Origin of the sequence: Dyadobacter sp. BHUBP1 (genome assembly GCF_050587785.1) — a bacterium.
GTDB lineage: Bacteria > Bacteroidota > Bacteroidia > Cytophagales > Spirosomataceae > Dyadobacter.
In genome coordinates this window covers 242,470-254,374 of record NZ_JBOBIH010000003.1, presented here as the reverse complement: position 1 = coordinate 254,374, position 11,905 = coordinate 242,470, and the positions used below count along the sequence as shown (strand labels likewise).

Sequence of the window (11,905 nt, the reverse complement as noted above, 5' to 3'; positions counted from 1 at the left end):
GATCGGCAAAAATCCTGTTAATGCATTCCTATTTGAGATCCGATTCTTTCAACACCTTCGAATCCTTCGCATAATCGGCGATGACGTTTTTAAGGTCGGTATCGAGCTTGTCGTAGCCCGAAACGACGGCCTGTTTATCTGCATCTATTTCCTTATTATATTTCAAAATCCCGGGCGCATGCTCCTGTACCGCCAGGCGCAGGAAACGGAACTCGGTATTGCCAGGATTGCTTTTGATCTCGTCTTCGAGCAAACTGGCCCCTTTTTTGAAGGTCTTCACCTTGCCTCCTACCCCTTTTACGAAACCGGCCTTTTTCATCGTCAATGCCCCTTTGTAAGCATTCACCTTTGACGACGACTTTTCACCTTCCAGCTTCGCGAGTACCTTATCGATGGACGCTTCCTCTCCGCTGGACAATGCTTTGTAATAAACTCCCTTGTCGATCTGCGCATGGGCTGTAACAGCCGCAAGCAAAACAAGGCAAACCGCTACCATTCGCTTCATAACAATCGATATTTACGCATTCGGGATCTAAAACGATCGGGCATCAGGCCTTTTTCCTGCATTCCAGAATCGTGTGATAACTGTCGCCAATCAGCGGATAAGTATTAACAACTTCAAACCCAGCCTGGCATACCAGCTCCTTCATCACACCGATCCTGTACATCTTGCTATTTCCATTGGCCATGATGGTGAAATACAAAGATGTCGCCACCAGGCTATAATGTGCAGCAGGATAATTCTGGTTATCAAAAAATGGTTCCAGAATATACACGGTGGTGTTTTCAGAAGCTGCCTGAAAGGCGTTCTCCAATATCGCCACGATCTGTTCTTTTGAAAAGCAATCGAGAAACTGGCTCATCCAAATCACATCGGCTCCTTGCGGTATTTTTTGCGTGGTATCCAGCAGGTTGATCGCATGGAAATCGATCCGGTCGAGCAGGCCGCGCTCGGCGGCGTTCGCGCGCGCCACATTGAGCTGCACCGGCAGATCGAGTATTTTAATCCTCACATCCGCATCATGGTCACAGCATGCAAACGACCATTTCCCCGTGTTGCCGCCGATATCGAAAAGCATTTTAGGCTTTTTGGCGAAGACGATTTTCAGCGCGTCGGGAAATGCATTGTCGGAATAATAATGGTCGAACTCGAACCATGAAGTTTTAGCGGGCTCGGGCAATATCGAGAGTCCTTCGTAGATCGTCGGCCAGTTACCAAGCTCTTTAAGGCCTTCGGGCTTGCCGTTGACGATGCTTTCGGTCATGTGGCTCGCGCCCAGGTAGCACACGTCTTTCATGAAATTCATGTTGACGCGCGTCATTTCGTCCTTCAAGAGGAAGAAACCTATTTTACTGATCCTGACAACATCATTCTCTATTTCCACCACGCCCAGAATTTCCGCCGCTTCCAGCAAGAGGGTCACACCGTATTCCGAGACATTCACATTTTCGATAATGTTGGCAATGCTTACTCCCTTGCGGTTTTCGCTGATGTACTGCAAAATGCCCAGATCCCTGAGGGCCACCACCGACTGGAAGTACATCGGGCCAAACGCGATCTTCTGTGCTTCATACTTGGCTTCAATAGCCGACAATTCTTTTTTCATTGTACGCTTTAATTGTTCCCTGATTGTTCGGAAGAGGGTATCATCCGATCCTTGTATCTCCTTCTGTATTTTGCTTTTTTCAGATCCTCTTCATGCCACACAATGTACTTGCCCATCGTACCGCGGAAGCGTTTGAAAAAACCTTCCTTATCCGATAGTTTCACAAAGCCTTCCTTCATGATTGCATTGCTATGGTCGGCCTTGGGCTCGTATACATTTAAAGTTTTGACCGTGTCGATCACCGTCGGCAGCAGGCCTATCGGAAGCTCATACTTTTTGATGAACTTTCTCATATAACTCGTCTGGATGGGATCGGTGGAAAGCGCAATTTTCGAAAAGCCCAAGTCTTTTGCAAGGCGGTAGGAATAATATACATTCTCCGTGCTGTGCTCTGCCTTTTCTTCGGTAAACAGATGCTCGCGGGGAACACCCAGCGCTTCGGCGTAGTTGGCCATTACGCGGCTCTCAATATAAGGAGTAGCCACAGCCCCGCCCGAAAAGATGATATTTTTGGTATAACCTTTCGAATACAGATAATGGGCCCAATGAATGCGAAGTTGCAGCACCATGTCCCACTTGTCGCCATTGTAGGGAAAACCCGGAACGATAATCGCATCATAGGGAGCTTCCTTGGCCCCTTTCGTGAAAGCTTTTGCCGCCGAACGGTAGAGCATTTTACCGCAGCTTGTAAACAGCAGACATAGGAGCACCAGGAAAAACGAGTTGGCTATGCGCACGATAAGGGGTTGACGGTTTTTAAACAGTAAGCTGTGAACGTTCACCAGACTCAGGCAAACAGATCACAGCTTACAAAAGATATGATATGGTATCGGTAATTAATCTGAGCTCTAAAAATAAACAAATCTATTCACTTTTTAAGCCTTGAACGACTTGCTCCACTTTTTGTAAAGGCTCTTATCGATCTCCTGATTAATCTTGTAAACACCGCCGGCCCAGTAATTACGGAAACCGAAACCCCCTGCCTTACCTTCGACTTTTTCGGTGTGGATCACCTTCTTAGTGCCCAGGTCGATGAATGTAACCCAAGCCACCAGTTTCTCTGCGTTTTTATTGAGGCTTTCCACAACATAAACTATACCAACGCCATCCTTTTCGCTCAACGAATATTTGGCAACGGATTTTTTTACCTGATCTTCGGTGATGCTGTACTCGTCGTCGGTAATGTTCTTCTCTACGTTCACTGATTTGTTCAACGCGACCATATCCTCCACTTTCGATTTATACTGGTCGTCCTTCAGATTGAATGCTTTCTGCAGGGAAAATTTCTTAGGTTCAAGCTCGATCAGGTTGTTCCAGCTTACAATATGCTGGTTCTGAATCGCCTGCGCGTCCATGAAACCTGCTTTACCGATGTATTTGGCTTGCGTAAAATCAAGGCCCAGGAAAACCAGTTTGGTTTTACCAGCGAAGAGGTCAGCCATGGTGTTATCCGCCTGGGCAACAGCGGCGTTGAACAACACGAATGCGATCAGTAATAACTTTTTCATAACTCTGAGTAATTGGGAACGGTTGGTTTATTTCAGTTTTTTATCCAAAAATGCCGCCAGGGACTTGCCTGCTTTCGCATAAGATTCAGCAATGCGGACGCCGGTATCGAAGTCAAAACCACCGAACTGGCCGCCCGGAACATTTCTCATTCCAATTTCAGCAACTTTATTGGATTTGTTGGCTGATTCGACCAGGTCTATTTCAAAATCGACATAGGCATTCTTGCGCATCACACCTACGTTGAAACCGGGCTCCACAAATTTGGTTTTTACAATGAGGGTGTACTGTGCGTCCGGGCGGGCGGTAACAGCCGTCAGACCTTTGTCTGCCATGCCTTTGTTGAACAACTCCTCGAACTTGGGCTCGTAACGTGCCTTGCGGTCTTCGACCCAGGCCTTTTTCCAGGCATCGCCTTTACCGGCTTCCTTAGCATTGTACTCGGCTGATTTTTTATCAAGGTACTCTTGCTCAGTGGCGAATTTACCTACTCCAAACTCCGAATAATCGTACTCTACATTGACGGTTTTCTGGCCCGACAACACGCTTACATCACCGGAACGGAGATCGACGCGCTGGGCGAGGGCTGCGTCCCCTGCGAGGAACGAAATCGCTATGGCTGACGCATAAATGAACTTTTTCATAGTAGTAACTTTATCTTTAATGGTCACAGAGGGGTCAAATATAGATCAATTTTTCAGGTTTGCGTTTCTCCTGTTTGTAGATCCGGAAAGTTAGTTCTTCAGCGGTTACGAAAGTTAATGCGGGCGATACGCGGAGCCTGGATTTGAACAACGAATGCATGGTTTCCTTGAATGCGGACGTCTGCAACTGCATCGGAAGCACCACGGTAATCTCGTCGTTCCCGAACTCGTTTTTAGATACGACCACCTGGTACAAATCGATTTCTTTCACCGCATCCAGCACGTCAAACAATGCCGGTGGGAATATGGTCGTACCCTTGAACTTGATCATCTGCTGCTTGCGCCCGACCACCGGACCCAGGCGCGGGCTTGTGCGCCCACACGCGCAAGGCTCATAATAGACATTACAAAGATCGCCGGTTTTGTAACGCAGCAGTGGCATACCCTCCACACCCAGCGTCGTCACGACCACCTCGCCAAGCTCGCCGTTTTCCACTGTATTACCTTCTTCATCGACCACTTCCAGGATCAGCAGGTCCGGGTTCAAATGCCCGCCTTTGCCTTCACCGCATTCGGTAAACGCAGCGCCCATCTCCGTGGAAGCGTAGGTTGAATACAGTTTCACATCCCACTGCGAGGTAATGCGCTTGCCCAGTTCATTCAAAGAAAAATCCGGGTTACGGATCGGTTCTCCAATGCAGATAATGGATTTAATGCTCGATGCGGCATAGTCAATATCATTGGCTACGGCGTAGTCGATCAGGCGGGGAATAAATGAAGGGATAGCGATGATTACCGTCGGCGAAAACCGCTGGATCGACTCCCATTGCAGAAATGGCGCTCCTGGCCCTACGCGGATCATTCCCGCGCCCATTTTGCGCGCGCCCATCCAGTAGGCAAGCCCGGCCATAAAACGGCGGTCGATGGTCGTCATCAGCTGGTAAATATCGTTTTCCGTGCCACCAGCGCAACGGAATGACTCTGACTCGTTGGTCGCCAGCCTTTCCACGTCCGAATCGGTCAGGTAGAATGCCACCGGATCGCTGAGCGTGCCCGAAGTGGTCACAAAATCGGTAATGCGGCTTTTGGGCACACACAGGAAGTCGTCGTTATATTGTGCGAGATCGTCTTTGGTCGTAAACGGCAGCTGCGCCAAGTCGGCCACTGTTCTGATCGCGTCGACATTGATATTCTTTTCGCGAAACAGGCGCTTATAATAGTTCGAATAGTTGGACACGTGCAGCAAGAGCTGCTGCAATGCGGGCTGCTGTGTTTCGGGACTCATGGCAATCAAAGGTTGGTATGGAAAATCTGAATCAGGCATTAACGCTTGCCCAGCTTGCTTTCGGCTATCCGCTCCCGGATCGATTTCTCCTCGTTCAAGGACGAAACTTCGTGTTTCAAAGCCTGCTCGTAATAACCGATCGCTTTGCTGAAATCACCTTTTTTCTGATGATACTCGCCGAGAAAAAAATACGGGAGGTAACTCTGCGCATTGTTCGCGATGAAATTCTTCTCGTCCTGCGGCGTCAACGAAAGCGGCGTATCCAGCATCATATATTTAGTGATTTTCTGTCTCACTGATTTAAATGCCTCAAACTTTTTATAGTCCGCCGATTCCAGGAACGGATCGCGGTCGATATCCAGCGAATCAAACGATTGAAAATGACCTTTTTGCGCAAAAATGCGATTCAAATCGTATCCTACGAACTCCCCTAGCTGGTAGGGCGGCGCCGAAATCCAGAACTCCTTTCTGGCAGGTTTGAAAACAATCCCGTGGTGGGCGATGAGCTGATTCAGTAACTTGGAATTACCATAACCGATAAATTTGTCATCGACACCCTTCTGGTCACGCAGAATGGCAGCAGCCTGGTTAACGTCCATCGGATACGAACGGCCCATCAGCTGCGTCATCCTGTCGAAACGTGCTTTCGAATCCGTATCGCGGATATTGTTGATATTCACCGAATCCTTGATAAATGCATTGCTCTGGTAGTGGTTTGCACAAACCAGCGCATCCTTACCCGAATCGTACACGTCCATCTTCTGCGGCGACTTTTCGATGATCACCGCCTTATCGTCCGCCGCTGAGCCGATCAACAGTGATTCGGAAACGAAAGTCTCGCTTTTCGAAGCGATTTTGCGGGCCTCTTCAATGCTGCCGGCATATTGCAGGATTTCCCTCGCCAGAATAGATATGGGCTCTTTCGCAGCAAATGGGATATCCGATTTGGAAGCATTTAATGTGACGGTAATACCCTTTTCATTAATCCCCGAAACCACGCCCGTAAGTCCCGCCCATGCGTACGAAGCAAATTTGTAGCCCTTGTCAGGGTTCATGAAAACAATGAGCTTATCCTCGGCAAATGCATCGCCCATATAAAAGTCGAAATTACGGGCAATGAGCAGCGTAGAATCCTTGGTAAGCGAATGGTTGACAGCGAACGACGTGCAGCCAACCATATTCAGATCCGTGAGCGCGTGGCCGATATCGTGCGCGGCATGGTAGTTGAGAATCCGGTAATATTTGGGACCAATGTAGTTGAACTGGTCTGAAAATGACTGAGAGACACCGTAGATCTCCTGCTGGTTTTCCAGAGGAATGTATTTGTAAATATCACGGTTGAACCAACCTACAAAACCTTTCAGTACTTGCAGGAACATAGCGCTTGGGATCATTTCCTTGATCTGCCCCACAAAATGTACCTCCTGTTTTTCCATCAGCTCTTCGGCCAGGATGCCGTAAATAAGCCCGCGTTCGTACGGAGCGCCTTCCAGGTACATTTCCCAAATGCCGTGCTCGTTCTTCCGTAACCAGTTGTTACCCACCCGGTAGTGGTTCTCGCCCACTTTCTCACGCTTGTAACTTTCGACAGTTTTAGTACTTTCAAGCTCCGGCTTCGGGACACGGATACGCCAGATGAATAATCCGAATAGTATTCCGATGATCAGAAGAAAGATGGAGAATGCTTTGAGCGCCGAACGCAGGACTTTGTTTTTAGGCCACATAAAATCAGCAGACGGGCGCATACTGTGGCACCGCATCTGATGTCAAAATTAGCAATAAATGGGTATCGTTTCTATAAAAACCATTTCACCGGTATCGAAGCTGGGGCTTTGGCACATGGCGGAACCGTGGGAAGATTTGAAGACTATGCTCGATCTACCCGCTTCGGAAATGGCCGTACTGGAAGGTATTTCAAAAGAGAAACGAAAACAGGAATGGCTGGCTTGCAGGGTGTTGGTGAGGAACATGCTGGGAACCGGTGCTGTCATAGGCTACGACCAGGAACGCAAGCCGCACATTGTTGGATCGGAAATTGAAATTTCCATGTCGCATTCGGGCGAGTACGTATGCGTATACCTGCGAGAGGGTCCACCGGTCGGAGTTGATATCCAGCAATTGAAGCCGTCTATTTCAAAAGGCGCATTCTACTTTTTAAATGATGTGGAGCTGCAATGGGCCAATCTGGAAGATAATGTGCAAATGCATTTGATCTGGTCGGCCAAGGAAGCGGTATTCAAGTACGCAGGCGACGCTTCTATCGACCTGAAAAAACATATCATCATTCCGGCGTTTTCCGGCAACCAAAACGGCCGATTTGAAGTTAATCTGCAAAAAGATAATCTGTCGAAAGCGATACAGATTCAATTTGATACATTTGAGGATTATGTACTGACCTGGACCCTTTAACCAGCCCAAATCAACCACCTTAACCCGTTATGCATCGTTTCTTTACGCTCGTACTTGTACTGTTGGCCACCCGGCTTTTCGCGCAGACACCCGCCCTGTCGTCCAGCGAAATCTTTCAAAACATTAAAAAACTCGATGTGTTGGGCTCTGTGCTCTACATTGCGGCCCACCCCGACGATGAGAACACGCTCATGCTCTCCTATTTATCCAAGGATCAGCTCGTGCGCACGGGCTATCTCTCGCTTACCCGCGGCGATGGCGGCCAGAACTTGATCGGCTCCGAGCAGGGCTACAATATCGGCGTGATCCGCACACAGGAATTGCTGGCAGCCCGCCGCGTCGATGGCGCGCAGCAGTTCTTTTCCAGGGCATACGACTTTGGTTTTTCCAAAACGCGGGATGAAACGCTCAACTTCTGGGACCGGGACAAAGTGCTTGGAGATGTGGTATGGATGATCCGTAAATTCCAGCCCGATGTAATCATAACCCGCTTCCCGCCCGATCCGCGTGCGGGTCATGGTCACCATCAGACCTCGGCATACCTGGCCGAAGAAGGTTTCAATCTCGCCGCCGATCCAAAAGCCTATCCCGATCAGCTAAAATTTGTCAAAACCTGGCAAACCAAACGCTTGGTTTGGAATACTTTCACGCCCGGCTTTACCAACAAAGCACCGAGCGACGAGAAGAACCCGTTCATTTCCATTGAAATCGGCGGCTATAACCCGGTTTTAGGCAAATCGTATACGGAAATAGCCGCATTGAGCCGCAGCCAGCACCGCAGCCAGGGTTTCGGAAGCGCCCCGCAGCGGGGCGATCGCGTCGATTACTTCCTTCATAAAGTGGGTACTCCTGCTCAAAAGGGCCTTTTTGACGGTATTGATGTGAGCTGGAAACGGGTAAAAGGAAGCGAGAAAGTGCATGCGCTGATTGTCGCTGCGATTAAGAATTATTCGGTAAATAAACCATCAGCCTCTGTTCCGGAGCTTTTGAAAATCAACGCAGAGCTGGACAAACTGGATGCGGACAATATCTATGTCAAAACCAAAAAAGAGGAAGTAAAAGACCTGATCCAGCAATGCGTCGGGCTTTGGTTTGAAACAAATCCGAATGACTTTTCAGGAGTTGCAGGCGATGAAGCGCGTATTAATATTGGCATCGTAAAACGGTCGGATTACCCTGTGAAACTGGTTTCACTGCGTTGGACGGGTAAATCGGCCGACAGCGTTTTGAATCTGGCTTTGGGAAGTAACGATATGAATACATTTCCCAAAAAGACATTACTCCCAGCCAACTTAAAAATCAGCCAGCCCTACTGGCTCGAAAAGCCGATCGAACGCGGCATCTTCCAGATCGACAACCAGCAGGATATCGGCTACCCCGAAAACAGGCCGGAAACGAAAACGAGCTACAAATTCGAAATCGGCGGACAGGAATTTGTATATGAAAGGCCATGGGTTTACAAATCGGTCGATCCGGCGGAAGGCGAGATTTACCGGCCGTTTGAAATCCGGCCGCTCGTGACGACCACCATTACCGAACCTGTTTTCATATTCCCTTCCATGGAGGCCAAAACGGTGAATATCGTTGTGGAAGCGCAGCGCAACAATGTAAAAGGTACCCTGAAACCCGAAATTCCGGCAGGCTGGAAAGCCGGTCCAGAATCGGTTGAATTCAACCTGACCAACAAATACCAGCAGCAGTATTTCTCGTTCGTCGTCACGCCGCCGGCCGGTGACCAGGAAGCGGTGATCAAAGCAGTGGCAATTGTGGATGGCAAGAATTATGATAAATCAGTTAAAACCATCGCTTACCAGCACATTCCGAGCCAGACGCTATTTCCGGAGTCAGCAGCCAAGCTGGCGAAAATCGATGTTAAAATCACGGCTAAAAACATAGGCTACATTGCCGGTGCGGGCGACGACGTTCCCACCGCATTACGGCAGATGGATTGCCAGGTAACCATGCTCAACGAGGCCGGTCTGGCGAAAGATCTGAACGCATACGATGCGATTGTCGTAGGCGTGCGTGCATACAACACCGAGGCATATCTGAACAATTATCAAGCAAAACTGATGGATTATGTCAAAAATGGCGGAACGATGGTCGTTCAGTACACCATCCCGGGCGGACAGAAGGTGAAGCAAATCGGCCCTTACAATATTGAATTAGGACGCGAGCGGGTGACCGAGGAAGATGCGGAAATGCAGTTTCTGCAACCGGAAAACCCCATTTTGAATCATCCCAATAAAATCACCCAAAAGGACTTCGATGGCTGGATCCAGGAGCGCGGGCTCTATTTCGCGCAGGATTGGGATAAGAAGAATTACGTGGCGCTTTTTTCAGCCCACGATAAGAACGAACCTGCCCGCGAAGGCAGCACGCTTTACGCACAATACGGCAAGGGCCACTACATCTACACCGGCCTCTCCTTCTTCAGGGAGCTTCCGGCGGGCGTAACCGGGGCATACCGTCTGTTCGCGAATATGATTTCAGTTGGCAGCACCAGGTAATGAACGTCGTTGGTTAAGAGTTGTCAAGTGTGGTCAGGATTAGTCAAGTGTAGTCAGGTATTGTCAAGAAATTGTCAGGGATTGTGAGAAAGAGTATTTCTCAAATGCCTACACCTGACAATACTTGGCTACACCTGACCACACTTGACCACATCTGACTACACATGACAATAAATGACTACACATGACAATTTCAACCCCGTCAGTTACTTGACATTCTTTCGTCTGTTCCGCTGGAAATCTTCCAGTACAAAGCCACCTAGCCCCTGCAAATTGCTGTAATAGGCCCGGCCGTTATTGACCTGGGTGAAATTCTGCACGAATTGTTTCAGGTAGGGGTCGGTCGCGATCATAAATGTCGTTACAGGAATGTCGAGCCGGCGACATTGCGCGGCTAATGTGAGCGTTTTATTGATAATCTTGCGGTCGAGGCCAAAGCTGTTTTTATAGTAGCGGATACCTTCTTTCAGGCACGTCGGCTTACCGTCGGTGATCATGAATATCTGCTTGTTGCGCGTCTTTTTGCGGCGTAGAATGTCCATGGCCAGCTCCAAACCGGCTACCGTATTGGTGTGATAAGGTCCTACTTCCAGGTACGGCAAATCTTTGAGCTGGATTTGCCAGGCATCATTTCCAAAAACGATAATATCGAGCGAGTCCTTGGGATATTTGGTCCGGATCAGCTCTGCCAATGCCAATGCCACCTTTTTGGCAGGGGTAATACGGTCCTCGCCATAAAGGATCATCGAATGGCTGATATCGATCATGACCACTGTGGCAGTAGTAGTTTTCTGCTCGCGCTCCACTACTTCCAAATCGTTTTCCATCAGCATAAAATCACCGATCCCGTGGTTGACCTGCGCATTCTTGATGGATTCGGTCATCGAAATCTGGTCGAGCGTATCGCCGAACTGGAAATCGCGGATATCGCTGGTGAGCTCATCCCCCGCGCCCAGGTGAGGCGTATGGTGGTTACCGCCGGATTTAGACCTTTTCAGTTTACCAAAAATCTCGTCCAGTGCGCTCTTGCGAATGCTCTTCTCGGCTTTCGGCGTCATAATAAGCCTACCCTCGCCTTCCTGCTTTTCTTCGGTCACATAGCCTTTCTTTTTAAGGTCTTCGAAAAAGTCGCCGATGCCGTACGAATCGTTGGTGAGGTTATACTGGCGATCGAGCTGGCTTAACCACGACATGGCCTCGGAAACGTCGCCCGAAGTCATCAGCAGCAGCTGTTGAAATATATCAAACAACTGATCAAACTTGCTGTTGGGCCCTTGCTCGGGCGGAATGTATTTCGTGAAACGATGTCCTCGCATATCAACAGGTATTGAAAACAGACGGCTACTTTCAAATGTAATCGAAAGTAGCCGTCAAGTCATTAAACAAATTTCGAACTATGCCTCTTCTGTGCAGAATTCTTCGAACGCCATTTTCAGGTGTTCAGCGATCATCTGAGCCGAACGACCTTCGATGTGATGACGCTCTACGAAGTGGATCAGCTCACCGTCTTTAAACAGCGCTACGGCCGGCGAAGACGGCGGATAAGGCAAAGTGTACTCACGCATTTTAGCGGTAGCTTCCAGGTCAGCTCCTGCAAATACCGTTGCCAGGTGATCAGGCTTCACGTCACTGCTGGCCAGCGCTGCCCGTACACCCGGACGTGCAGCACCTGCCGCACAGCCACATACCGAATTGATCACTACCAAAGCAGTTCCTTTGGTATTTTGCATGAAGTTATCGACTTCCTCAGCGGTTGTCAGATCCTGAAAACCGACATTTACCAGTTCGGCTTTCATCGGAGCCACTAATTGTGGTGGATACATATATATTAATGTTTAAAAGTTGTTGTTACTGTTTTGTACTTCGGCTTTCGGCAATCGGCCGTCGGCTTTTGGTGTTACATCGGCTGTCGGCTTTCGGTAGTCAGCTATCAGCTCTAAAATA

11 protein-coding genes are annotated in these 11,905 nt (G+C 48.9%); 2 read left to right on the top strand and 9 right to left on the bottom strand.

From position 1 onward, the window contains the following. Positions 1 to 28 precede the first annotated feature (28 nt). The 7 genes from ACQ4MZ_RS13310 to ACQ4MZ_RS13280 form a co-directional block, all read right to left on the bottom strand. Positions 29 to 505 (bottom strand): hypothetical protein, encoded by a 477-nt coding sequence (locus ACQ4MZ_RS13310; RefSeq protein WP_430845568.1) that lies wholly within the window; start codon positions 503 to 505, stop codon positions 29 to 31. Between the two features lie 43 nt (positions 506 to 548). Then, positions 549 to 1,607, bottom strand: coding sequence for a methyltransferase (locus tag ACQ4MZ_RS13305; RefSeq protein WP_430845567.1), 1,059 nt, complete (start codon positions 1,605 to 1,607; stop codon positions 549 to 551). Positions 1,608 to 1,615: 8 nt separating this feature from the next. Then, on the bottom strand, positions 1,616 to 2,344 hold the full coding sequence (locus ACQ4MZ_RS13300; protein WP_430845566.1) for a YdcF family protein: 729 nt from the start codon (positions 2,342 to 2,344) through the stop codon (positions 1,616 to 1,618). A 138-nt stretch (positions 2,345 to 2,482) separates the two neighbouring features. After that, entirely contained in the window at positions 2,483 to 3,115 is a 633-nt protein-coding gene (locus ACQ4MZ_RS13295) for a hypothetical protein (RefSeq protein ID WP_430845565.1), read from the bottom strand. A gap of 27 nt (positions 3,116 to 3,142) precedes the next feature. After that, positions 3,143 to 3,757 (bottom strand): hypothetical protein, encoded by a 615-nt coding sequence (locus ACQ4MZ_RS13290; RefSeq protein WP_430845564.1) that lies wholly within the window; start codon positions 3,755 to 3,757, stop codon positions 3,143 to 3,145. Between the two features lie 34 nt (positions 3,758 to 3,791). Beyond that, the gene (locus ACQ4MZ_RS13285; protein WP_430845563.1) at positions 3,792 to 5,042 is read right to left on the bottom strand and encodes a phenylacetate--CoA ligase family protein; all 1,251 of its coding nucleotides are present in this window, start codon (positions 5,040 to 5,042) and stop codon (positions 3,792 to 3,794) included. A gap of 38 nt (positions 5,043 to 5,080) precedes the next feature. Continuing rightward, a complete protein-coding gene (locus tag ACQ4MZ_RS13280) occupies positions 5,081 to 6,787 on the bottom strand; it encodes a C45 family autoproteolytic acyltransferase/hydolase (RefSeq protein WP_430845562.1) in 1,707 nt (568 codons plus the stop codon). Positions 6,788 to 6,824: 37 nt separating this feature from the next. Here ACQ4MZ_RS13280 and ACQ4MZ_RS13275 point away from each other — a divergent pair, with 37 nt between their 5' ends. Beyond that, positions 6,825 to 7,451: a 4'-phosphopantetheinyl transferase family protein gene (locus tag ACQ4MZ_RS13275; protein WP_430845561.1), complete on the top strand. Its 627-nt coding sequence runs from the start codon at positions 6,825 to 6,827 to the stop codon at positions 7,449 to 7,451. Between the two features lie 29 nt (positions 7,452 to 7,480). Beyond that, positions 7,481 to 9,961, top strand: a complete 2,481-nt coding sequence (locus ACQ4MZ_RS13270; RefSeq protein WP_430845560.1) for a PIG-L family deacetylase — start codon at positions 7,481 to 7,483, stop codon at positions 9,959 to 9,961. 206 nt (positions 9,962 to 10,167) lie between these two features. Here the strand turns inward: ACQ4MZ_RS13270 and ACQ4MZ_RS13265 are convergent, their stop codons facing one another. Further along, entirely contained in the window at positions 10,168 to 11,277 is a 1,110-nt protein-coding gene (locus ACQ4MZ_RS13265; RefSeq protein WP_106598044.1) for a vWA domain-containing protein, read from the bottom strand. Between the two features lie 78 nt (positions 11,278 to 11,355). Next, positions 11,356 to 11,784, bottom strand: a complete 429-nt coding sequence (locus ACQ4MZ_RS13260; protein WP_430845559.1) for a BrxA/BrxB family bacilliredoxin — start codon at positions 11,782 to 11,784, stop codon at positions 11,356 to 11,358. Positions 11,785 to 11,905: the final 121 nt, after the last annotated feature.